Annotated in this window: 19 protein-coding genes; 15 read left to right on the plus strand and 4 right to left on the minus strand. The window is 52.4% G+C overall.

Features of this window, described 5'->3' with window-relative positions:
* Window positions 1–12: 12 nt before the first annotated feature.
* The gene (locus JUF11_RS10075; RefSeq protein ID WP_204119500.1) at window positions 13–1,836 is read right to left on the minus strand and encodes a monovalent cation:proton antiporter family protein; all 1,824 of its coding nucleotides are present in this window, start codon (window positions 1,834–1,836) and stop codon (window positions 13–15) included.
* Between the two features lie 820 nt (window positions 1,837–2,656).
* Here JUF11_RS10075 and helD point away from each other — a divergent pair.
* From helD to JUF11_RS10130, 11 genes are all read left to right on the plus strand, one after another.
* A complete protein-coding gene (helD, locus tag JUF11_RS10080) occupies window positions 2,657–4,945 on the plus strand; it encodes an RNA polymerase recycling motor HelD (RefSeq protein ID WP_308439936.1) in 2,289 nt (762 codons plus the stop codon).
* A 4-nt stretch (window positions 4,946–4,949) separates the two neighbouring features.
* Window positions 4,950–5,417, plus strand: coding sequence for an acyl-CoA thioesterase (locus JUF11_RS10085; RefSeq protein WP_204119501.1), 468 nt, complete (start codon window positions 4,950–4,952; stop codon window positions 5,415–5,417).
* 133 nt (window positions 5,418–5,550) lie between these two features.
* The gene (locus JUF11_RS10090; protein WP_204119502.1) at window positions 5,551–8,187 is read left to right on the plus strand and encodes a BspA family leucine-rich repeat surface protein; all 2,637 of its coding nucleotides are present in this window, start codon (window positions 5,551–5,553) and stop codon (window positions 8,185–8,187) included.
* 341 nt (window positions 8,188–8,528) lie between these two features.
* Complete coding sequence (locus JUF11_RS10095) at window positions 8,529–10,208, plus strand: ABC transporter ATP-binding protein (RefSeq protein ID WP_204119503.1); 1,680 nt, start codon at window positions 8,529–8,531, stop codon at window positions 10,206–10,208.
* A 204-nt stretch (window positions 10,209–10,412) separates the two neighbouring features.
* Window positions 10,413–11,099 carry an N-acetylmannosamine-6-phosphate 2-epimerase gene (locus JUF11_RS10100; RefSeq protein WP_204119504.1) on the plus strand — a complete coding sequence of 229 codons (687 nt, stop codon included), beginning with the start codon at window positions 10,413–10,415 and terminating at the stop codon, window positions 11,097–11,099.
* 16 nt (window positions 11,100–11,115) lie between these two features.
* A complete protein-coding gene (locus JUF11_RS10105) occupies window positions 11,116–11,895 on the plus strand; it encodes a Cof-type HAD-IIB family hydrolase (RefSeq protein ID WP_204119505.1) in 780 nt (259 codons plus the stop codon).
* A 3-nt stretch (window positions 11,896–11,898) separates the two neighbouring features.
* Window positions 11,899–13,425 (plus strand): DUF4127 family protein, encoded by a 1,527-nt coding sequence (locus JUF11_RS10110; RefSeq protein ID WP_204119506.1) that lies wholly within the window; start codon window positions 11,899–11,901, stop codon window positions 13,423–13,425.
* 5 nt (window positions 13,426–13,430) lie between these two features.
* Window positions 13,431–14,726: a PTS sugar transporter subunit IIC gene (locus JUF11_RS10115; protein WP_125579990.1), complete on the plus strand. Its 1,296-nt coding sequence runs from the start codon at window positions 13,431–13,433 to the stop codon at window positions 14,724–14,726.
* 54 nt (window positions 14,727–14,780) lie between these two features.
* Complete coding sequence (locus JUF11_RS10120; protein ID WP_204119507.1) at window positions 14,781–15,596, plus strand: MurR/RpiR family transcriptional regulator; 816 nt, start codon at window positions 14,781–14,783, stop codon at window positions 15,594–15,596.
* A gap of 102 nt (window positions 15,597–15,698) precedes the next feature.
* Window positions 15,699–16,508, plus strand: a complete 810-nt coding sequence (locus JUF11_RS10125; protein WP_204119508.1) for a DUF2785 domain-containing protein — start codon at window positions 15,699–15,701, stop codon at window positions 16,506–16,508.
* A 107-nt stretch (window positions 16,509–16,615) separates the two neighbouring features.
* Window positions 16,616–17,638, plus strand: a complete 1,023-nt coding sequence (locus JUF11_RS10130) for a branched-chain amino acid aminotransferase (protein ID WP_204119509.1) — start codon at window positions 16,616–16,618, stop codon at window positions 17,636–17,638.
* A 52-nt stretch (window positions 17,639–17,690) separates the two neighbouring features.
* On the opposite strand, the gene JUF11_RS10135 is transcribed toward JUF11_RS10130, so the two are convergent.
* Window positions 17,691–18,704 carry an NAD(P)-dependent oxidoreductase gene (locus JUF11_RS10135; protein WP_204119510.1) on the minus strand — a complete coding sequence of 338 codons (1,014 nt, stop codon included), beginning with the start codon at window positions 18,702–18,704 and terminating at the stop codon, window positions 17,691–17,693.
* A gap of 344 nt (window positions 18,705–19,048) precedes the next feature.
* On the opposite strand from JUF11_RS10135, the gene coaA reads away from it, so the two are divergent.
* Together coaA and guaA are read left to right on the plus strand one after the other, a co-directional pair.
* Window positions 19,049–19,972, plus strand: a complete 924-nt coding sequence (gene coaA / locus JUF11_RS10140; protein ID WP_204119511.1) for a type I pantothenate kinase — start codon at window positions 19,049–19,051, stop codon at window positions 19,970–19,972.
* A gap of 92 nt (window positions 19,973–20,064) precedes the next feature.
* Window positions 20,065–21,615: a glutamine-hydrolyzing GMP synthase gene (gene guaA, locus JUF11_RS10145; RefSeq protein WP_204119512.1), complete on the plus strand. Its 1,551-nt coding sequence runs from the start codon at window positions 20,065–20,067 to the stop codon at window positions 21,613–21,615.
* A gap of 174 nt (window positions 21,616–21,789) precedes the next feature.
* Here guaA and JUF11_RS10150 read toward each other — a convergent pair whose 3' ends face one another.
* Together JUF11_RS10150 and JUF11_RS10155 are read right to left on the minus strand one after the other, a co-directional pair.
* On the minus strand, window positions 21,790–22,935 hold the full coding sequence (locus JUF11_RS10150) for an AAA family ATPase (protein WP_204119513.1): 1,146 nt from the start codon (window positions 22,933–22,935) through the stop codon (window positions 21,790–21,792).
* Window positions 22,935–23,768, minus strand: coding sequence for a DUF6414 family protein (locus JUF11_RS10155; protein WP_204119514.1), 834 nt, complete (start codon window positions 23,766–23,768; stop codon window positions 22,935–22,937). Before JUF11_RS10155 ends, JUF11_RS10150 begins: the two co-directional genes overlap by 1 nt.
* 209 nt (window positions 23,769–23,977) lie before the next feature.
* Between JUF11_RS10155 and JUF11_RS10160 the strand changes: the two genes are divergently transcribed.
* Together JUF11_RS10160 and JUF11_RS10165 are read left to right on the plus strand one after the other, a co-directional pair.
* Window positions 23,978–24,337, plus strand: coding sequence for a type II toxin-antitoxin system RelE/ParE family toxin (locus JUF11_RS10160; protein ID WP_125580175.1), 360 nt, complete (start codon window positions 23,978–23,980; stop codon window positions 24,335–24,337).
* A gap of 1 nt (window position 24,338) precedes the next feature.
* Entirely contained in the window at window positions 24,339–24,617 is a 279-nt protein-coding gene (locus JUF11_RS10165) for a helix-turn-helix domain-containing protein (protein ID WP_016363707.1), read from the plus strand.
* Window positions 24,618–24,703 lie beyond the last annotated feature (86 nt).

Below are 24,703 nucleotides of genomic sequence, written 5' to 3' on the forward strand. Positions count from 1 at the left end.
AGCACGCCGCCATTAGTTCTGCTTCTCAAACTGGGCGCGGATTTGCGCAATGCCTTTTTTATCCCCAGAGAAAATAATATGGTCGCCGAGGTGAATCTGGGTGTCGCCATGTGGAGCGATAAAATGGTTGTCTCGGAAAATCTGACTGATGGTGATATCGTTGACGAACGGCAGGTTTTTGACTTCGAGGCCGGTGAAGCGCCGGTTGTTGACGACAATTTCGAATATACCGGCTTCGGTGTCTTCCAAAATCTTCAGCGTCGATGGCGTTTCGATCAGACTACGGAGCATGGCAATGTTGGTTTCAAAGGTGTTGTAGATTTCCACGCCTTGCGCGGCTAGGTCGTCGTACTCGGAATCACTGGCGTTTTTGGCTTCGAAGCGCGCGATGATCCGCGGCACCTTCGCTGCCAGCGCCCATTTGGCCAGCGCCACGTTCTTGGTGTGGTCGAAGTAGGCCAAGGTCACAATGTCGGTATCAAAAGCCTGGGCTTCGCGCAACGTGGCGTCATCTAACTGCGGCAGCAGCGTGACGTCAACTTCGGAGTTGTAGGTTTTGTATTTTTCCGGGTCGTCGGTGTACAGGTGGACATCATACAAGCCCTTACTCAGTTGCTGGGCAATCGGCACCGTGGTGAGGTTGGCCCCGATGAAGTGCACGCGGGTCTTCTTGAAGTCCTCTTTTTCTGCCACGTAGAAGGTGTTGAACAAAATCGGCGAGACGATGCAGGTGATCACCGCGGCCAGCGTGAAGGCGCCGCTTTGGGTGGTGCTGATGATGCCCAAATTGCGGCCCACGGACAGCGCGGGGATGACCAGCGTGATGGTGGTGGAGGTCAAAAACGTTCCTGCCAGCGCGTTATGCTTGCGGAACCGCAGCATCAGCAGTGGCACCAGCGCGACTTTGGCGGCGAAGAAACCAATCAGCAAAATCGGAATCAGCGCCAAACTCTTGGGTTCCTGCAGCAACTGGCGCAAGTCCATGTTGGCGCCAGTCATAATGAAGAAAATCGGAATGAAGAAGCCGTAACCTAGTGACGTCAGCTTGTCTTGGGTTTCCTCGCGCGGCTGGAGAAGCTTCATCACCATCCCGGCTAAAAAGGCCCCGAGGATATTTTCCGCGCCGACGGACTCTGCCACGGTGACCAGCGTGACAATCAGGAAAAACGCTAACCGGATGTCAAGCTGGGTGGTGCTTTTATCGATTTGGGCAAACCACTGGTAAGGTTTGCGGAACCGGAGCAGCAAGACAATCGCCGCCAGGAAAATCAACAGAAGTAGCCAGACGCTGCGCGAGCTGGTGCCGTTCAGGTTTTGGTAAACGGTCAAGGCAATCAGCGGCAGCACCTCGCCCAGCGCCGCCAGCAGCAGAATGGTTTGGCCAAAGGGTTTGCTGAGCAGTTCCTTTTCTTTGAGCGCCGCAATGACCACGCCCAGCGCCACTGTCGCGAAAATAATCGCGGCGAACCCGACATGGGAATAGAGGCCCATTAGCTTGAGCAAATAGCTGAAGCCGAGGGCGACGAGAATGATACTGCCGTAGCCGAGAAAAGCGAGCTTAGCGATGCCGATTTTGCCAGTGGTGTTCTTCTGCGGTTTAAATAAGGAAAAGTCGATTTCCATCCCGGACAGAAAAATCAGCACAATCACGCCTAGGCTGCGCAGCTCCTCCAGCACGCTGTTGGTGGCCACCCAGCCCAGCAGGCTTTTGCCCAGCACGATACCCACGATGATCTCGGCCACCGCGGTGGGGACGCTGTGAATGTTGAACCGCGCCATCAGCAGCGGAATGAGTAGCGCCGCAAACAACACGACGAGCAGGGATGTACTTTCCATAAAACATGCCTCCCAAGCAAAGTTGAGCTTATTTTACCGCAACTTGGCCTAGCGTGCTTGCCCCTGTGCGGTCGCGGGAGGTGGCGGTGGGCTCCGCTTGTGGCGCATGGCCTGCTGTGCGGCCGGCCCGAGCCAAAAACCGGTCTCGGACCTAATTCCGGAGCCTCATTCTGAGTCTCCAGAATTGCCGCGAGGAGGACTGGTCAGCCTGAAAAACCACAGTCTGACTAGTCCTCCTCGGTTCACTGCTGGCCACGCGCCCCAAGCTCCGCCCACCGCCACCACCCGCTAGATAACAAGAGGGTTTCCTGAGCTCATGCTCCACGGCTCGAAGCTGCAAAAATTTTCTTTACTGGTCAACGCCTCGACCGGTTTGTGCAGCATCTGTAATTTTATACTGATTGGTCTATCGCTGTATCTAGGCAGAAACGACAACAACTACCGTAGGGCGGGGCAGCCGGAGCAGAAAGGGGCTCAGTGGTGAAATTGTTCTTAGCCAGTGGTCTTTACTGGCTTAGAACAAGCCGCGACTTTGAGACTCGCAGAGGCTCAAAGCGCTGGCCACCACGTTCCAGCCCCTTTCTGCGGAGGCTGTCCTGCCCGGGCCGTTTCCCTGCAGAGAATCGTTGCGCTCCGGGAAACCAACGCCGGAGTGGCTAGCTACGCTCCTGGCCTCACCGACAAAGAACGTCGGTAATGCCCAGAGCTAGGCTACCCATCCGGCTAAGACCGGTTCCCCTTCGCAGCCGCTTTGATTGCGAACATATTTCACAAGTGGTATGATAGTACAACGATTATTTTCAATTAAGGGGGCGCGCCCGTGGATAAAGAAAAGCAGTTCGAACAAGCGCATCTTGATCGGACGATGAAAGAACTAGACGCAGCCGATGATCGCCTGAGCCAGGAAATTGAGCGGACCAAAGCGGAAGAAACCAGTCTGAATAAGAACTTTTTTGCTGACACCTCAATTAACCTGTCCAATGACGCTGAAACCATCGAAACCGCGGCCAGCATCCAACAGCAACAACAGCTGCTGGACGAGCGCAGCAATGCCTGGCGTCAATCCACCATGCAACTGGACACGGTGCGCCGGCTGAAGGGCAATCCCTTTTTCGCGCGGATTGATTTTCAAGAAGGCCAAGAAAAACCCGAAACCATCTACATCGGCCTCGGCAGCTTCACCAACAAAAACGGCAAGTTCTTGATCTACGACTGGCGGGCGCCGATTAGTTCCATCTATTATGACGGCGGCTTGGGTAAGGTGACCTACCAAACGCCAGACGGTCCGCAAACCGTTGACGTCTCCTTGAAGCGCCAGTTTGTTATCGAAAATGGCCAGATTCAAACCATGTTCGACACCACCGAAACCATCGGCGATCAGATGCTGCTGGAAGTGCTGAACGAGAAATCCGATACCCAGATGAAGAGTATCGTCACCACGATTCAGCGCGAACAAAACCAAATCATTCGTGACACTTCAGCCGATTTGCTCTTTGTGCAAGGGGCTGCAGGTTCCGGGAAGACTTCGGCGGTGCTCCAGCGGGTGGCTTACTTGCTGTATCGTTACCGCGGCAACTTGTCTGCCAGCCAAGTCATTATGTTCAGCCCGAACCAGCTGTTTTCCGATTATATCGGCAACGTGCTGCCGGAATTAGGCGAACAGAACATGGTGCAGTTCACCTTCTATCAATATGTGACGCGCCGCGTGCCGAACATTCAGGTGCAAGATCTGTTCTCGCAGTTTGAGGCGAAGCTGACCAAACCGCAAAAAGCCATCGCCAAAGCCAAGGGCAGTCTGGCCTTTTTCAAGGCGACGGAACAGTACGCGCAAACCTTGGAAGCGGCCAACATGCGCTTCCGCGACATCAAGTTCCAAGGTAAAGTCTTCATTTCGCGTAAACGCATTGCTGATATTTTCTATAGTTATAACGAAAACTATCACCTGGGCAACCGCCTGAGCGCCACCAAGGAACGGCTGCTGTCGATGCTCAATCGCAAAGTGGACAGCGAAATGAAAGCCGACTGGGTCCAAGACACAGTCGAAAACCTCTCGGAAGAGCAGATCCGCAGCTTGCAGGAAAATGGTCAGAAGGAATTCAAGGATTCCGACGCCGAGTACAAGTTCTATGCCCGGAAAATCGTCATTGACGCTTTCCAATCCATTCAGCAGTCCATCGTCCGCAATCACTTCCTGAACGTGCGGGCGCAATATGTGCATTTCCTCCGCGAAGCACCGCATTACCTGAACCTGGCTGAGTACGGCCTCACCGCGGCTGAATGGGATGAAGAAGTCGACCAGTTTGTCGAAGCCTTCAAGGCCCGCCAGCTCACCATGGCCGACGCGACGCCATATTTGTACCTGTATGATCTGATGACCGGCCGCCACGGCGAACGCAACATGCGCTACGTCTTCATTGATGAAATCCAAGACTACACGCCGTTTCAGCTGGCTTACCTGCAGCGCAGCTTCCCGAAAGCGAAGTTCACCTTGCTCGGCGATCTCAACCAGGCAATTTTCACCAAGGAAAACTCGCATACGTTGATTGCCGATGTGTCCAAACTGTTTGATCCGGAAAAGACCCGCGTGGTGCAGCTGACCCGGTCGTACCGGTCCACCAAGCAGGTGACCGATTTCACCAAGGCCATTTTGAAAGCCGGCCAGAAAATCGAAGCCTTCAACCGCCAGGGTCCGCTACCGATTGTGTACCAGCGCGCCGATGAACAGGCGCTGCTGGCCACTTTGGTCAAGCAAATCAACATCGATAACGCCGCCAAACAAACCACGGCCATCATCGCCAAGACCCTGGAAGCCGCAGAGCAGGTGCAAGCCGAGTTGCAACAAGCCGGCGTGAAGACCACGCTGATTCGCTCTGAAAATCAGCGCCTGGCCGCCGGCGTCATCGTGGTGCCATCGTATCTGGCCAAGGGGCTGGAATTCGATGCCGTGGTGCTGTGGCAAGCCAATGCCGCCAACTTCCACCACGAAGACGAACGCGAATTGCTGTATACCATTGCCAGCCGGGCGATGCATCGCCTGACCATTTTTGCCAGTCCTGCACTGTCTCCTCTGCTAGCGGACGTGCCAACTGACCTTTACGAAATGAAGTGAGCTTATGTTGATGTCGGAAACCCTGTCGGTGACCACGCATCGGATTTTTCAGGGGCAAATGAATGAACACGCCAGCTTGTTCGGCGGCCAAACCGCGGCTTGGCTGGACGAAACCGCCAGCATCTCGGCGCATCGCTTCGCCCGCAGCAAAATGGTCACCGGCTCCTTGGACCGGCTGGTGTATGTGAAGCCGGTGCTCATCGGCCACGCTTTGATCTACACCAGTTTCGTTACCGGCTGCGGCAAGCGCTCGCTGGAAGTGTTCACCAAGCTGGTCGGGGAAGACCTCGACACCGGTGAGCAGTACCTGGCCGCCTGGAGCTTGATGACCTTTGTAATCAATCCCGGCAGCACACTGCCAAGTCTTGAAGCCGACCTGCCGCTTGGCGCTAAACTTGCGGCCGGTTACGCTGATCGCGTTGCCGCCAATCGCGCGGCGCGGCAGTCGATGCCGGACATTACCATCGACTAACCAACGTCCTCTCCGGAGGGCGTTTTTTGGTGCGCGCAAACCCGTCTGACTGGACAAGCTATGACTGCATTCGTTTACAATTATATTTGTAAGGGATTATTAAATGCATAAGGTTTGGATAAGGGAGGACCCCATGACAAAGGAAAAACGAACCCGCCGCCTCTGCGCCTCGCTGGCGTTGACGGTGCTGGCGAGCACCACCATTTTGACTGGCATGGCGCCAGTGGTGGCCCATGCAGAAGGGGAAACACCAGGGGAAGCGACCAGCTCGGTGCTGGTGACGCCATCGCTGGATGGTGCGGCGGCAGCACTTGATTTGCCAGCAGCGGGAGAAGCCGAAGGAATCGAAGCACAGCCTGAGGTTGAGAAGGAAGCAGACGAGGACGTTGAACACAATGCACCAGTTATGGAGATTCCGAACGGCGAAGTTGCGGCTGAATCGAATGCTGAACCCACATCAGCCGCCATCCCAGACGTGGCGGCTGATAGTTTGGCGGATAGCGATGATTCCGCGGAAGAGGCTGTGCCGCGAGTAATTGCCCGTGGCACCTGGGGTACCGTTGAGTGGGTTGTTAGCCTGGAAGGTGAACTGATGCTTAATGGCGGCACGGGCTCAGATAGTGAAGGGGGGTCACCATGGGTTGAATACGCTGATGACATCAAACAGGTGGCTTTCCTCGACACTGTCTATGCCCCAGCCAACAGTTCATCCATGTTCTCTGGACTTACCCGGGTCACTGAGTTCGTTAACCTTGAACGCTTGGATACAAGCAATGTCACTTCGATGAGGAATATGTTTTATGGCACCAACCGACTAGAGTCGATTGACGTTAGTAATTTTAATGTTTCCGGGGTTAAAGCTATGGGCTGGATGTTTGGATTTTCAGGCGTAAAGTCATTTGACTTGTCAGCTTGGCACTTTAATCCGGAAGTTAATCTAGATCGGATGTTCGGCGGAATCAATTTGATCGAGGTAAATTTTGGCAATGCAGTATTTGATAATCCTCAAGCACCGTTTGAGCGCGAGGCCCGGCGTTCATCTGTTGATAAGCTGGTATTAGGCAGCCAAACCCGCTTGATTAATGTCCCAATCAAGGCTGGCATGCAATGGGAAGGGACAAACCTCGGCCACAAGTTCTTCGACCAATACGATGGCGGTTACGCAGACACTTACACACTGACGCCTGCTCCTAAACATGGTACCTGGGGGACGGTAGATTGGTTGTTGGAAGATGATGGGACTCTGCTACTTGAGGGAGGAATCGGCGAAGATACGGGGAGCCGTTCGCCTTGGTGGGCATTCGGAAGTCTGATTACCCGAATTATCGTGAATGGCGCAATTGAGGCACCAGAGGATTCAGAAGGCTTGTTTGCCGGCTTTTCTAACTTAGTCGAGATTGAGCACTTAGACCGGCTTGACGTTGCGCAGGTACAAAATATGAGGGGAATGTTCGAATACAATGGAAGTCTAAAAGACCTTCAGGTGGATAATTGGGACACATCTCAAGTAACGTCAATGGCATGGATGTTCAGCGGCTGTCGTAGCTTAGCGGAAATTCAGGTTGATAATTGGGACGTCAGCTCAGTTTACACATTTTATGGCACTTTCCAAAACACAAGTTCGCTTAGTAACCTTAATCTATTAGACTGGAATGTGGCCAGTTTGGAGGTAATGGACAGTTTTCTTAAAGGAAGTGGTGTAGAGGAAGTCAATCTTTCTACTTGGTACGCAAAGGATCTGCAAGCTTATGATGTGTTCATTGACATGCCTTCGCTCAAATACTTGGATATTGGAAGTATCGGCTTTTCTCACTACTATTCTGGAGAATTGATCAACGGCGTAAACCAGCTGGAAACGCTTGTGGTGGGAGATGATACCTATCTTAACCGTTTCTGGGCGCCGGACGGTCAGGTCTGGGCAGGTGAAATGACAGGTCATCAATTTGGTCGCCAATACAATGGTGGTTATAGCGATACCTACCACCTGCAAGCCGGTGAGCTAGGCTACGTAGGCATTTGGTTTGAAGATCATACGCTTGAAGATAATTGGTTTTTCCCGAGTGTTTTATATGGGGAACTGGGTGCGATGGCAGACCTCAGTCAACTTGACCTGCCAACGGATTATGAACTTGTGGATCCTAGTGAAAAGATAGAATTATTGGCCGTCAACGATGACAATAATATTGAGTACAGAAGCGTTGGTATCAAACAAATACCTAAGATTACGACTCGGCGTATCACTTTTACGGGTTTGCCTGCAGGTACGCTCGAAGATGTCGTTCAGGAAGTGAAGTGGCATTGGAACTGGTATTGGCCAGGTGCAGATTATCGGGGAATCGCACGTGATGATGAGGAAACGCTGATTTATTTACCGCAAAATCACTTTGAGGCCTTCACTGTGCCTGAAGTTCCTGGCTACAAGGCAGAGGTGACGACTGTGGACGCCCAACACATTGACACGAGTAATCCGATCTTCGAACTGGCCAACGCTGAGGATGTAACAGTACACTTTACCAAGTTGTCAACTGGTGGTGGCGATGCCAATAACGGGAACAGTGACAATGGTAGTGGCACTGAGACCGGCGGCTCAAGCACCAGCACTGAGGCTGGCGTAGCGGTGAGTGAAAATGCTAATACCAAAGATGTTGTTAGCACAGGCGATGACACGCTTCCGCAAACTGGTAGCGTGGCTGCAAGTGGTCTCGCCGCTTTGGGCCTAGGCTTGCTCGGTCTACTCGGCATTAACTGGCGTAAGCGTCGTCGCAGCTAAAACAAAGGAAGCTGTCAAATCTACCAGCATAAATTATACCGCCTAAATGAATCAATCACTTGATGACCTGAGTCCAGACTGCAGCTGGATTCGGGTCATCTTTGCGTGATTTAATGCTTAGGCTTGCCTTTTCGTGACGCGTAGCTTACACTGCAGGTAAATCTAACAGAGAAGAGGGATCCATTCGTGTTGAACTAAGACGCCATTGCAAAGTTGCAGTCAGCACCGGCTTGCCGGTGGCTGTGGTTTTGTGTCGTCTTAGTGCACGAATGATCACTCTGAGCGGAGCAGTCTCGCCAGAGGCTGCTTTTTGTGTATTTGGCGGCACCAGGAGCCGAAAGATGCTGAAATATTTAACGGCAAAAAAGGGTCAACTCGCCCTGACGATGACGGTAGCGGTCATGGCGGTGTGTGGCTATGTGGGCTGGAGTTTTCTGCTGCAAATCGTCGTCGATATCGCCACTGGCAAACGGACTGGCAGTCTGGTTGCGGTGGCGGGACTGATGGTCCTGTATATGGTGGTGATGGATACAGTCGGAGCGTTTGACCGCTACTTGCGGCCCAGTTTGAAATGGGCCGCGGCGGGCCGGGCGCGCAAAGCGCTGATGGCCCAAGCCTTGGCCCTGTCGCCCGCAGCGTTCGGTGAAGTTGGCGTGGGTAGCATGGTGGGCAAGTTGACGAAACAAGTCGATAACATCACTGAGAGTTACTTTGGCCAGTGGTTGTGGCTGTTCTATCTCGGCGTGCAAATCATTGTGGCCACACTGGCAACCATCAGTATCAGCCCCAGCGTCACGCTTTTGATCGTGGTACTGACCTTGCCCTCGCTCGTGTTTCCATTTTTGCTCAAAAAGGCTTTGCAGCAGGCTTCCGAGGCCCAGGTGACGGCCATCGACCGCTATACGGCCAAGGCCACGGACTTGCTCAGCGGGTTCACCACTTTAAAATTCGCGTTGGCTGGGCAGGCTGCGGCGCGCCAGCATGATCAGGCCGATGATGCGCTGGTCGCTGCCCAAACGCGGAACACGCGCATTCAAGCCATCAGCAACGCGATTTCTTCGGTTCTGAACGACCTGACCTACATGGCGGCTTGGTTCGTTGGGGCGATTATGGTCCGCGCCGGTCAGATGGACATGGGGCAAATGGTGGTGTTTAGCACGCTGACAGGCTACCTGAGTTTCCCCATGATGTCACTGACTGAGGACTTGCCGACGTTGATTGGCGGTATTCAAGCGGCGCGGCAACTGGAATTGTTCATTGCCTCGCCTAATGCTAAGGCGCGAAGCCAGGCGCTGCCGCAACTGCATGCCGAACTAGCGTGCATCGATGCGAGTTATGCCGTTGGTGGCCAGACCATTTTGAATCACGTGAAACTCCAGCTCACCCCGGGGCAGAAAGTGCTGTTGGTTGGTGCTAGCGGTAGTGGAAAAACGACTTTGGTGCGACTGCTGTTGGGGGAGGTGATGCCATCGCAAGGCGAGGCCCTGTTGTTTGGTGCACCAGCCGCAGAGCTGGCGCGGCACGCCGTGTACCAGCGGATTGGCTTCATGGCGCAGGCGGGGCATGTTTTCACTGGTACCGTCCGCGAGAATATGAGCTTGTTCACTGAGAGTTTTACCGATGAAGCCATGACCACGGCGTTGAAGCGGGCGGGGCTCAGCGGCTGGCTGACTGCGCACAGTTTAGGCACCATGGTGAGTGCCGACAGTCCGTTGCTGTCAGGTGGGGAAAAGCAGCGCCTTGCGCTCGCCCGCATTTTTCTACGGGATTATTCCTATTATATCTTTGATGAACTGACGACTGGTCTGGATCCGCACATCGCAGCGGGATTGCAGCGCGACCTTTTTGACATGGCCCAAGGCTTTTTGATGATCACGCATACGTATAACGAGGCGGCCTTTGCCCAAGCAGACCAAATTATTGTGCTGGAAAAGGGGCATGTCATTGCGCAAGGTCAGGCGCAAACACCGGCCGTGCAAGCGGCGCTGCAACAACTAGAGCTAACGCAACAGCTGAGTTAAAAAGGTGCTGGGCACCTTTCTGACGAAGAAACGGAGAATGGCGGTCGAATTTGGCCGTTATTTTTATACGCCAAAGCGTGTGTTATCAAGCATTGTCAGGTACCAAGGATGAATAATGCAATTATACTCCATAAATATATATAAAAAGGATATTTACTTCCAAACTAAAACAGGGTACCATATGCGGTGAAAGGAGGAGGTCAAATGGACTTGAATCAGATTCATCATCAGTTGATTGTTTCGTGCCAGGCGCTGCCGGATGAACCGCTGCACAGCAGTTTCATCATGGGACGGCTGGCGATTGCGGCCAAAGAAGGTGGCGCTAAGGGCATTCGTGCCAATTCGGTGCCGGATATTCAAGAAATTCAGCGGCAAGTTGATTTGCCCGTTATTGGTATTATCAAACGCGACTACCCCGATTCGGAGGTGTATATCACCGCCACGATGAAAGAGGTACGTGAACTGATTGACGGGACCAAGGCAGAGGTGATTGCCACTGATGCCACGAATCGCAAGCGGCCGCACGATGAGCAACTGCCAGATCTCGTGGCCGCCATTCACGCCGCGGGTCGGCTGGCGATGGCAGATATCTCGAACTTCGACGAAGGGGTGGTTGCTAGCAAACTGGGCTTTGATCTGATTTCGACGACCATGTCAGGCTACACGCCGTACACGCCGCAACGGGATTTGCCGGATTTTGACTTGTTGAGCAAGCTGGCGCAAGCAGTGACCACCCCAATTATCTTGGAAGGTCACACGTATGAACCCGAACATGTCACCCACGCGTTTGAATTGGGCGCATATTCCGCCGTTGTCGGCGGTGCCATCACGCGGCCGCAGCAGATTACCGCGCGCTACACTAGGACCATCGCTGCATATAACGCTAAATAGAAATAGGTTGATTATATTGAAGAAATTATTGGTTTGTGATTTAGACGGGACATTATTGGATTCCCATAATCAGATTGATGACGCCAGCTTGGCACGGCTGAAAAGCTATGTGCAAGCCGGCAACGAATTCGTCGTTTGCACCGGCCGACTCGATGAAGACATCAAGTATGTTGAGCGTCAAATCGGCGTGGCTGGGGCTTATCGTATCAGTCAAAATGGCGCCGTGGTGCGTGATCAAGCTGGCGACCTAGTGAGTCAAGCGACCATTCCTCATGCACTGGTCCCGACGATAAACGGCATTGTGTTTGGCCAAGGTCTGCGCGTCGAAGTCTCCGATATCAACCATCGCTATTTTCCATCACCTCGCGATCCTTCACAGGTCGCTGAATTCGTTGATACTTCCATTGTCAAAAACGACTTGGTTGGCTTTATCGAACAGCCGAGCTTCCAGCCCGTCATTTACTTGATTTTTGGTGATACCGCCACCTTTAAGCCGCTGATCAAAGCACTCAAGGCGGCGTTAGGAAATCAAGTCAATGTGCAACAAACCAGTCCCAGTTCACTGGAAATCTTTTCGCCGCAAGCCTCTAAAGGCCAAGCCGTCCAAGCCCTAATCGAGCAGCGCCAGTTTGACCCTAAGCAAGTTTATGTGGCCGGGGATGCTGAGAACGACACGACGATGTTTGGCTTGACGCCGAATAGCTTCGCTGTGGGTAAGTTGGCAGACGCGCCAACGATTGCCGCCGCCAGCGCACATGTCGATAGCATCGCCGTATTGATTGAAAGGATGGCTTAACCTGTGAGCAAAATTGTTTATATTCCGCTGGATGAGCGGCCATGCAATCTCGCTTATCCTTTGCGGCTGTTTACCCAGCTGGATGACGTGACGGTGGTCGCGCCACCGGCAGCCTTGCTGGGCCACAAAAAGCTACCAGCAAATGTGAGCGCTTTACGGGATTTCTTGAAGGCGGAAAGCGTCGATGCCGACGCGGTGGTGTATTCCACTGAAATGCTGGCTTATGGCGGCTTGTTGCCTTCCCGGATTTATCCTGAAGCGGACAAACCTGACATCGCCGACTATGAAGCCTTTCTGAAAGGGCTGAAGACTACCAATCCAGCGCTGAAACTGTACGGATCGAACTTGATTATGCGCACACCGCGCTACAGCAGTGGGGATGAGGAGCCAGCTTATTATGAAGATTATGGCGCGGAGATTTTTCGCTACGGTTGGCTGATTGATAAGGAAAACCGCGAAGGCCTGGATGACGCCGAGCGCGCCGAAGAGCGGCAATTAAGCCGAACCGTGCCGGCAGAGGATATCGCCGACTATGAGCAGCGCCGCGAGAATAATCTCAAGGTCAACTTGGCCAATATCGATTTGGTTCGGGCCGGCGTGATTGACTATCTGGCTATTCCGCAAGATGACAGCGCCCCTTATGGCTATACCGCACATGACCAGGCCGCCGTTTATCCGCTGATCAAAAAAACGCGACTGCAAGCACGCATCGGTACCTATCCTGGTGCCGATGAAGCAGGATACACCCTGCTGGCGCGGGCGGTGCAAGGTTTGACCGGTGGCAGTTTCAGCATCTATCCGCTGTATGCCAGTGAGATTGGTAAAACTCAAATTCCTCTTTATGAAGATCGGCCGCTGTGCGAAAGTGTGAAGTCGCACATTCTGTCGGCTGGGGCGCAAGTCGCCTTAAGCCCAGACAGCGCTGATTTGATCTTGGCAGTGAACACGCCAGGCAAGCAGATGATTGAAGCACGTGATCAGCGTACCCATGCCGATGTCACCTATGATACTTACCGCAATCTTCGCGCTTTTGTTTCGCAGATTGGTGGGTTACTGGATGCCGGCAAAGCCGTGGCAGTGGCGGACAGTGCCTATGCCAATGGCGCCGATCTGGAGCTCATCGAGATGTTGGACACCCAAGGCTTGCTACCCAAGCTGGCGGCTTACCGCGGCTGGAACACCAATTGCAACACGCTGGGCAGTACCATTAGTGCCGCGATGATTCAGCGTAACGCAAAGCCGGCAGTACGCTGGCATGAGATTTTGACCGCGCTCTTGGATGATGCGTTTTATCAAAGCGTCGTCCGCGGCGAGGTTACCGACAACTGGCTGCCTCGGTTTGGACTCAATTACTTCGACCTAAAAGACCAGGCCGATGCCGTGGGGGCCGAAGTGGCCAAGCAGATTGAAGCGCTGGCTACCACCACGCTGCAACATTCATTGGCTGGGGCCAAGCTCCAGCCGCAAATCAGTTTTCCTTGGAACCGCATGTTTGAAATTAATTGTGCCTATACCACCTTGGAGGTGTGATAAACATGGAAAATAAAGACAGCAATCATTTTGTTCAAGCGCTGCTGGTCGGCGCGAATAAGTTCTCGGAACAGAAACATATCATGGCGATTCGTGATGGTTTCATCACGTTGATGCCTGCCACCATCATTGCGTCATTTTGGGTCCTGATTAATAACCTGGTGCTCGGCGCTAATGGTCTCCTTGGTAAGTTTGCCTGGGCGGCTAAGCTGACTTTGATTGGCGGCCAGGTTTACAATGCGACACTCGGCATCCTCGCGATTTTGATTGCGTACACGATTGGCGAACGCCTGACTCGTGCGTACAAAGGCGATGATCCTTCCTTCGGTGGGGTCTTCGGCGTCATCAGCTTCTTCGTGCTTTTGCCAGCGAGCTTGGCGGTGACCACGGCCACTGGTAAGAATGTAACCGTCGCGGCGATTTTCTCCCAGAACGAAACTAGTGCCACTGGCATGTTCTTAGCGATTATCTCCAGCTTGATTGGGGTGACCTTGCTGTGCAAGTTCAACAAAATCGACAAACTGCGCATCAAGATGCCAGACTCGGTGCCACCAGCATTGGCTAAGTCCTTCAACGTCTTGATTCCAGCCTTCCTGGTTTCCTTGATTTTCGGTGTGGTCGACTTCGCCGTTGAAGTCGGATTGAACACCAATTGGCCAGATCTGATTGTCAAATTCTTCCAGGCGCCACTGGTTGGCGGCTTCCAGAGTTTGGCCGGGATTTTGATGTATGTCTTCTTGAGTAACTTCCTGTGGGCCTTTGGTTTGCACGGGACCTTCATTCTGGGCTCCATCGGCGAACCAGTGCTGCTGACGTCTCTGCAGCAAAACATGGACGCTTTGAAGGCCAATGCAGCCTTGCCTAACATTGTGACCAAGCCATTCTTGGATGCCTTTGCTTGGTGCGGTGGCGGTGGTATGATCCTTTGCCTGATTTTGGCCGTACTGCTCGCTTCCAAGCGTGAAGACTACCGGACCATTGCTAAGGTTGGTTTGGTGCCATCACTGTTCAACGTTTCGGAACCGATTATGTTTGGGATGCCAGTGGTCTTCAACCCAATTCTGGGTATTCCGCTGGTCATCACGCCATTGGTGACCACCACCATTGCCTACTTCGCCACAGCGGCTGGTCTGGTTGCCCGCACCTCTGTCATGACGCCATGGACCACGCCTGCAGTCATTTCCGGCTATCTGGCCACGAATGGTGACTGGCGCGCTTCTATTTTGCAAATCATCTTGATTGCCATTGGGACGCTAATCTACTTCCCATTCGTTCGCTTCGCTAATCGCACCAAGGACTAAGCTAGTCCCTCCGCTGTGCTATAATTCATAGCAGAGAGTGAAGGGGTGAACAGGATGGATGTTTTAACCACGATTAACGGCTTTTATCCATCACTTACGAAAGCCGAACGGAAAATTGCCCAGTATGTGCTGGTCAATTCAGAAGATGTGCAACATCTATCGATTGGCGACTTAGCGGCGAAGGCCCAAGTTGCGGAAACTACCGTCATCAGGTTCTGTCGCAAGTTGCGTTTCAAAGGGTTCCAAGACTTCAAACTGCAGCTCGCTCGCGATTTGGCGGTGATCTCGGTCAATCAGGAAACCCCGGACGACAAAGACGAGCTGCCCACCAGCGAGTATGTGGAGTACCTGAAACGGCTACAAAAAGCGGTTTTGCCGGAACATTTGGCAGCAGTGGCTAAAGCCATCGATCAGGCGCATGCCGTGTGCATCTTCGGTGCCGGTATTTCCGCCATGGTTGGGAACTATTTTAAAACTCGCCTGACGCGGATGGGGGTCGCGGTGATTTTCGACCCAGACATTCACCTGCAAGCTATCGATATTGCCTTGCTGCAAGCGGATGATGTGGTGGTCGCGATTTCTAATACTGGTAATACCCGCGATTTGCTCCAAAACGTCGCTATCGCCAAGCGCTTCGGCGTGGACATCATTGCCATTACCAACTACCTGAACACCAAGCTGACCCAAGCGAGCGACTTCACATTGGCCCCGCCTGCTGGCAGTGGTCGTGACAGTTCCGACTTTCTGCCGGTGCTTGGCCAGCTCACCATTATCGACCTGATTTGTCAGCAGCTGCGTGAGCTCAATCCAAAACGCACGCAGCTACTCAAGGACCGCATCAACGATGCCTTGATCAACCGGGTCGATTAACTGAAGTATGCTTGAAGACATCCGTTGCGGCGGATGTCTTTTTGCGCCCGCTGAAGGATCTGGTATAATCCAAGCAACATTGAGGAAGCGAGGAGACTATGCATGCAAAATGAACTTGACCAGTTGCTGGCTCAGCCTAATCCGTTGTCTTTCACCGATGCTCAAATCCAATGGCTACTGGCCCACATTGGTGATCCGGACGGTGCCATCCGCGATGGCCTGACCTATACGCTGTTGGCTCGCGGTTTTATGGCCGGCGGCTTCACCGGCGCTCAAAAGCAGGCGATTGCTCGCCAAACCATGGGCAATGAGGTCCTTTTTGCCGGTCAGGGCCTCGAGTCTGATTTGATCTTCACCCGCAGTTTCACAGCGCTGCTCGGCGCCTTAATACTAAGTGCAGATGCTGAATCAACGTTTCTGACCGATGAGCAGCGCCAGGTCTGGTTTGCGCAGGCGCTGAAGTATCTGCCCAGCGAAACCGATCGCCGCGGTTATGTGCCAGGCCACGGCTGGGCGCATGCGATTGCGCATGGCAGTGATTTCCTGGACGCTGCGGTGCAGCATCCCGCGTTTCCAGCAGTGGAACTGGGGGCCGCGGCGCAGGCGGTCAGCACAGTCCTGCTTGCCACGACTGCCGCTTTCACCGATGATGAAGAGGAACGCCTAGCAGTGGTGTGGTGCAGTATCGCCAAGCGGCCGGGTGGCGAAGCGTTAGTCATTGGCCAGCTACAGGCGTGCAGCCAGCAGGTTTGGACCAGCTACAAGCAGGCTCCGGCGGCTGTTCAGTATTATTACCGAGTGAGCACGTTTAAGCGGGTGTGCGAGGCCCTGTTTTTCCTGGACTCTAGCCTGAAAGCGGCCGCACAGGATGAAATAGATTTGTATTTCAAGCAGATGGGTTTTCTGGATTAACCATGATCAATCATTAAAAACGCATTGCGGTTTGGCCAAATCGCTTGCAAGTGGGCGCATTCCTTTGTACGATGCGGACAGACGAGTCTTTCAGAGGAGGAAGCAGCGTGGCAGTAGATATCGATTGGAATGCATTAGGCTTTAATTACATGGAGTTGCCTTATCGCTATGAGGCGCACTTCAAGGACGGCGCGTGGGATGAAGGCGGGTTGGTGCAAGGCAATACCTTGCAGCTGAACGTCGGCAGCCCGGCGCTGCATTATGGCCAATCTGCCTTTGAAGGCTTGAAGGCCTATCGCACGAAAAAAGGCACCATCCAGCTGTTTCGTCCGGATCTCAACGCCCAGCGGCTGCAAGATTCCGCCAGCAAGCTCTTGATGCCGCCAGTCCCGACTGATCAGTTTCTCGTCGCGGCTAAGCAGGTGGTGGCCGCCAACGCTGACTATGTGCCGCCATACGGTACCGGGGCGACGCTGTACCTGCGGCCGCTGCTGCTCGGCGTCGGGCCAAATATCGGGGTGGCGCCGGCCAAGGAATATCTGTTCACGATTTTTGCGATGCCAGTCGGCGCATACTACAAAGGCGGCATGGTGCCGACTAAGTTCATCGTGGCCGATCATTTCGACCGCGCGGCGCATTATGGCACCGGGCAAAGCAAGGTCGGCGGCAACTATGCAGCCAGCTTGCAAGCTGGCAAATATGCTCATGAGCATGGCTACGGGGATGCGATTTACCTCGACCCAATCGAGCACAAGTACATCGAAGAAGTCGGCAGCGCGAACTTCTTTGCCATCACCAAGGACGGCAAACGGTTCTTGACGCCGCAGTCGCCGTCGATTTTGCCGAGCATCACCCGGTGCTCCCTGCTCGCCTTAGCCCGCGACCGCTTTGGCTTGGATGCTGAGGAGACACAGATTCCCATCACGAGCCTCGCTGACTTCGCCGAAGCCGGGGCTTGCGGCACGGCGGCGGTGATTACGCCAATCGACAGCATCACCTACCATGACCAAGTCCATCAATTCGGGGATGGTGGCATTGGAACGGTGACACAGCGGCTGTATGATGAGCTGACCGGCATCCAATTCGGCGATGTGCCAGCGCCGGCTGGTTGGACAGTCACTGTAGGCTAGAGCGCAAACAAACGAAGACCCGCCACCGCAAAATTGGTGACGGGTCTTCAGTTTATTCCGCTTTGGCCATGCCTTCCGGGTAAACCTCGCAGTTGCTGGCCTGGTGGTCCTGCAGGTCATGGAGCGCCTGCAAGGCGCATTCGACCATGTTGCGCACCGCAGTGTCAGTGTAGTAGGCAATGTGCGGCGACAAAATGACATTCGGCATCGCCAGCAGCGTTTGCCACTGCGGATCATTGAACCGGCCAGCTTGGTCTAGGGCCAGCAAGTCATCGGCCTCGTGCTCGAAAGTGTCAATGCCGACGCCGCCCAGTTGGCCGCTTTGCAAGGCGCTAATGACGGCGGTGGTATCAATCAAATTCGGTCGACCGGTATTGATCAGGAGACTGCCTGGTTTCATTAACGCCAGTGCCGCTTCGTCGATCAAATGGGTATTGGCTGGCGTGCCAGGCACATGCAACGTCACAATGTCACTGTGCTTCAGCAAGGTCTGAAACGACACGGATTCATACTGTAAACTGGCATCCGTTTTGGGATGTGGGTCAAAGGCCAGCACCTTGGCACCAATGCCATTAAGGCTGGCAATCAAGCTACGGCCAATGCGGCCGGTGCCGATGACGCCGACAGTGGACGTGCGTAGCTCGCGGCCGATATGATGGGTCGCGGCCTGGTAATGATTGGCATGCAAGTCGCGCTGCACCAGGCCGGTTTGACGCAGGAGGTAAAGCATATCCGCCAAAGCAAACTCGGCAATGGCGTTCGGCGAGTAAGCCGGAACATTGGTGATGCGAATGCCTTCGCGCTCGGCAGCGGCAAAATCGACATTGTCCACGCCGGTGTTGCGCAGCGCGAGCCAAGGAATGTGGAGTTGCCGCATGGCTTTGAAAATGCCGGCGGCGTAGGGAACGGTTTGAAAACTGGTGATGCCTTGACTGCCTTTGGCCAACGCCAAGGCTTCCGGAGTTAACAGCTCTGCAGTTTGGCGAATGTCATCGCCAGTGTGTTTCGTCCATCGCTCGAAGTGCTGGCGCTCATCTGGCCGCACCCCGAAAGCAGTGATTTTCATCAGGAATGACTTCCTTCCGGGTTGGTATAGAAACCTAAGTGTACCAGAACGAAGTAGCCAAATGAAAGCGGCAACATGTATCTTAAATAAAAATTTTAACGGTTGATGGTCGGTCTCATCTCGGCTGATCATAAACAGCGCCCGCCACCTGTGGCAAAAGCCACTGGCATGAGGCCGGCGTCGCCAGAAAAACCGCCGCCGCATCCGTTTCATCAAGTTGGGTGTACTGTATTATTGCGGCGCCGCAGATTTTTCCCGTAACCAGGCAACTGTTTTCCCCGAAATCCCCAAAACCGGCGGCGAAAGCGCTAAACTAGAGTAAATCTCAGCCTCAAGGAGCAGTTATGGAATCCGAAATGAATTACTACAAGTTCAGCCGCGACGAGTGGGCGAATTTCCACGCCCACAACTTTGCTTCCGTCTCTGACGACGAACTGAGTCAGTTGCAATCGCTGAACGATATCATCAGCATGGACGATGTCAAAACCGTCTACTCACCGCTGCGCCACCTGATTCATATCCGCTACAACGACTACCAAGACGATGCTCGGACCCTCAGTCAGTTCCTGAGCATTCCGTATCACGCCCGGCCGTTCATCATCGGTATTTGCGGCTCGGTGGCGGTAGGCAAAAGCACCACCGCCCGCCTGCTCCAGCTGCTGCTTTCGCGGGCGTACCCGGACCGGCGCATTCAGCTGATCACCACCGATGGCTTCCTGTACCCGAACCAGGAGCTGGAACGGCGTGGGATATTGAACCGCAAAGGCTTCCCGGAAAGCTACGACATGGACTTGTTGATTCATTTCCTCAACAACGTCAAAAACAACAACGGTGTGGTGCGGGCACCGAAGTACAGCCATCAGATCTACGACATTGTGCCGGGGGAAGAAGAAGTCATCGACCATCCGGACATCTTGATTGTCGAAGGCATCAACGTCCTGCAGCTGCCAAGCAAGGCGCCGATTTACGTGAGCGACTACTTCGACTTTTCGATTTACGTCGACGCTGATCCTAAGAACATCGAGCAGTGGTACTTGGAACGTTTCGGCATGTTGCTGGACACGGCCTTCACTGACCCGACCAACTACTACTATCAGTACGCCATCGGGGACCGCAAAGACGCGTTCAAAATGGCCAAACAGGTTTGGCGCGATGTCAACCTGAAAAACCTGACCGAGTACATTCTGCCAACCAAAAATCGCGCGGATGTCATTTTGCACAAAACCGCCCATCATCTGATCGATGAAGTGCGGCTGCGGAAATTCTAGTCGGTAATCTGAGCAGATTCTCATCCCAGATTGACCCGCCGGCGTTTTTTGCATAGAATAGTAACAATTCAATAAAGGGAGTGTGGCAAAACTTGGCAACCAAGGCCCAGGACTACGACAAAATTATCGTCCTTGATTATGGCAGTCAGTACAATCAATTGATCACGCGACGCATTCGTGAATTCGGCATCTATTCCGAACTTAAGCCGCATACGATCACAGCAGAAGAAGTCCGCCAGCTCGCGCCAAAAGGGATTATCTTCTCTGGTGGCCCGAACTCGGTGTACGACGAAGGCGCACTTGGCGTCGACGACGAGATTTTCAAGCTGGGCATCCCGATTCTGGGGGTTTGCTACGGCATGCAGCTGATGGCGCAGCGCCTCGGCGGTGACGTGGAAGCCGCTGACAACCGCGAATATGGTAAAGTCGACATCACCGTCACCGACCCGACCGCCAAAGTCTTCGCCGGCTTGCCTGAAAAGCAAACCGTGTGGATGAGCCACGGCGACTTGGTGCAGGCGGTGCCGGCAGGGTTTCGCACCACCGCCACCAGCACGAACTGCCCGATTGCCGCGATGGACGATGATGACCGCAAGTTCTACGGCATCCAGTTCCACGCCGAAGTGCAAAACACGCAGTATGGCCATGAAATCCTGCACCATTTTGCCTTCGATATTTGCCACGCGGAAGCCAACTGGAACATGGGCGACTTCATCGATGATCAAATCGCTGAAATCCGCGCTGAAGTCGGCAACCAGCAAGTCCTGCTCGGCCTCTCTGGCGGTGTGGACAGCTCCGTGGTCGCGGCGCTGCTCAACAAGGCGATCGGCGACCAGCTGACCTGCATCTTCGTTGACCACGGCCTGTTGCGCAAGAACGAAGCGGCCCAAGTCATGGACAGCCTCGGCAAAGGCCTCGGGGTCAAAATCATCAAGGTGGACGCCGCAGACCGCTTCCTCGGCGACCTGGCTGGCGTGACCGACCCTGAACAAAAGCGTAAAATCATCGGCCGCGACTTTATCGAGGTCTTCAATGATGAAGCCCGTAAGCTGCACGGCATCGATTATCTGGCCCAAGGCACGCTGTACACCGACGTGGTGGAGTCCGGTACCGATACGGCCCAAACCATCAAGTCGCACCATAACGTCGGCGGTCTGCCAGAAGACCTGAAGTTCAAGCTCATCGAACCGCTGAACAAGTTGTTCAAAGATGAAGCCCGCGACCTCGGCGAACGCCTCGGCTTGCCCCATGACCTCGTGTGGCGCCAGCCATTCCCTGGCCCTGGCCTCGGCATTCGCGTCCTCGGTGAAGTGACCAAGGACAAGCTGGAAATTGTCCGCGACTCCGACTGGGTCCTGCGCGATGAAATCGCTAAGGCCGGCCTGCAAGAGAGTATCTGGCAATACTTCACCGTCCTGCCAGGCTTCCGCAGCGTTGGCGTCATGGGGGATGGCCGCACGTATGACTACACCATTGCCATTCGTGCCATCACTTCGATCGATGGCATGACCGCCGACTTTGCCCGCATTGATTGGGATGTGCTGCAGAAGATCTCGGCCCGGATCGTCAACGAAGTGGGGCATGTTAACCGCGTCGTGTATGATATCACGTCCAAGCCGCCGGCAACGATTGAATGGGAATAAAATGCAGGTATCACTTGAAGTGAAAAGCTTGGTTTAACGGCATTTCAGACGAAGTGAAACGGGTTGAAATGGGTAGAATTTACTTGGTTCCCTGCCAAAATCCTGCCAAATAAAGAGCCATATACTCATAGCGAATTGCTTGAGATATGGCTCTTTTTGTGGGGTCGGGTACTACTATTCATCTGAACTTGAGTTAACTGTTATTTGTTGCTCAAGCAACATGGTATATACGTCATTTTCGATAAATGAATCAAGCATGCGAACGTTTGAAAAAATCTGCAAATTTCCTTGATAGTGTTCTTCTAATTTTGAGGCGCTAATAAATTTCTGATCCTCCGGGGTGAGTTCTGACAGAATTCGCTTGAAGGCATTAGAGATGACCGTGGAGATTTCCTCCTTGGTTAGTTTTTCAAATTTAATCTTTTGATCAATTCTTGAATATATTGGAAGGCCCACTGTGGACGCAATAGTTTCCTCATCGTTGAAATTAGACGTTAAGATGAATATACAACTAGATACGTCCACTTTGTAATTGATGTCCTCGAAAATACCCTCATCAAACATTTGATAAAATACGTTATATAGGCTGGGGGATACCTTATCGAATTCGTCGATAAGGACTATGTTTGATTCGCGCGATAGTAAGTCCCTAGCCATGGATGGCCGAGCATGTTCATCACCGAAAACATATTTGAAGGCTTCCTCGGTTTGCATCATTGAAAACTGAATTCGTGTTAACTTACCATGATAGAAGTTGCTAATGTTCTTAGCTAATTCAGTTTTCCCTACGCCAGAGGGACCGTAGAACATCATGACGGTAGGTTTTTTCTGATGATGGTACGCCGCTTTATACAATCCTACGCACGATTCACGTTTAGCGTTGTTTTGGCCAACAACTTTTCCGGTTAGTAGTTGAGAGTAAAGTTTTGTGACTTCGGTCGTACTGGGTGAAAAATATGGCGACCTTGCTTCATCAATCTCATCTTCATCAAAGTTGGATCTGATAGAGTATTCAACTCGTTTCGGAGGGTTTTGAATATACAAGTTTTCGATCTCGTGACCAAGTAGTACAATATTCGAGAAATTTGAGATTACGTGTTCTGTGACCGATGCAAAGTCATCAGCAAAAATTACTACGTTGTCAATTTCATCGCGGCTAAATTCAGCATCTTTGTTGCCCATAGTATCGTTGGCGCGGACTGTTACGTTATATTGACGAATCAGCTCCATAAATGGTGTGTAATTGTCCTCTACTTGATTTCGATTAAGTAGAGAGTGGAAATCTTTGCTCGATCCGTAGAATAATTGAATATTTGCCATTAGCGAACCCCCGCTAAAACGACATCGAAAACATCAAGCGATTTTTCGTCGTTAGAATCAGCATCCTGATGGGATTGAGCCTGCTTGGCTAAACCGCTAAATCCGACTTCGGACTGCTGACTGTCAAGATTGAATTCTGTTTCAAAATCGAGTTGGGATAGCCTTGTTGTACCGACGTGAATAGCATACAGAACTAAGTTCATTTTAGGCAAATCCTGAATGCGGTAATTGTTCTTAAAAGCATCAATGTTAAAACGAAATACTTTTTGAGTGATGATGGATTTACCAAATTTTGAATCAGTTTTTTCTCCGACTACTTCGTAGTAACCTTTAGAGTTTCGGATGCCGCTGTTCATTTTTGAAATTGCCATGGTAATTTCTGGATTGTCGAGCTGCTGATGTCCCTCCATCATCTCTGTTAGAGGTGCTATGGTTGCGAAGTAAGTCATTGAATCCTTCGGAATTGAGAGTGCGTAGCCTTCCTTAATATCTAATAATGGCGTTCCCCGTTTCGATTCAGCGGCCTCCAAGAAATCATAAAGCAAAGAATTCTCAATGACGGTTCTGGCAATTTTACTTCCGTTGAGAGATCCGTTTGCTCCCATCATTGAGTTGATGCCGGCGGATAAGCCAGAGATATGACTCATCAGCTTATTGACTCCGACGCCTTCGTCTAGTTGTGCTTTTATGTCAGCATCTGCGCCAATTTTCCCAGTCATAGATCGAATTGTTTCCTCGGTTCTCGTCAGATGTCCTTTTTGACGAACCTGTAATAAATCTACAGCGGAGGTTTCATCAAAGTAGATGATTTTTCGTGGCAGGTTTTTCTTCATGTGTGTTCCGCCTTATCTATATAATTTTTATTGATTCATACGTATTATAGCAGAGTAGAAGGCTTATATGGTTGATTCTCGAACAAGCGTTCCCGAGTGCGCTGATCTTTTAATTCACTCATTTAGAGACTACGAAGTTTTGAAATGTGGATTTTAGAATGCTGATAGCATATATTGATATTATGACTCGCTGGGTGTATACTGAACTCATGGAAAATCCTAAGTTCGAGTTTTACACGCGTCCCAGTGGACACAATGAATTCCAAGAATTCTTAGATAGTTTGAAACCGGTGGAAAAGCAGAAGCTGGTCACCGTTATTGCTAAGACACAGAAATTCGGTTTGCAGGTGGCGGCGCGCCAAATGTGGATCAGAAAAATCTCAGATGGCATCTTTGAGCTTCGGACAACGGGATCTAATATCCAGCGCGGCTTGTACTTCCACGTTGAAGGTCCGCATTATGTGATTACGCATGGCTTCACGAAGAAGACCCAGAAGACGCCGGTGTCTGAACTTAATCATGCCAAAGAACTCAGGACAGAATACTACGATAATTTGGGAGGTAAGTAACATGGCAAAGAACATTCTTTTTGACGATTATCTCGCTGAACAACTTAAAGACCCTGAATTCAAGGCAGGCTTTGATGCCGAATCTGCTAAACTTGAGAGTGCGGTGGCGTTGATGAACGAGCGTGAACGTGCTGGCTTGACCCAACGGGAACTGGCAGAGCGTGCAGATGTGCCGCAGTCAACGATTGCAAGAATTGAACATGGCCAGAATACTAGCTTCGATACCATGAGCAAGATTGCCTTTGCACTGGGAAAAAAGCTCAAAGTTGAATTCACTTAAAATATAGAGATGTGTCCTAATGTTTGTGAGCGTCAGTTTTCGGAACTTCGAGACTGGCGCTTTTCTTTATATGATTGATGCGTGAT

Origin of the sequence: Lacticaseibacillus suilingensis (assembly GCF_016861845.1) — a bacterium.
Lineage (GTDB): Bacteria > Bacillota > Bacilli > Lactobacillales > Lactobacillaceae > Lacticaseibacillus > Lacticaseibacillus suilingensis.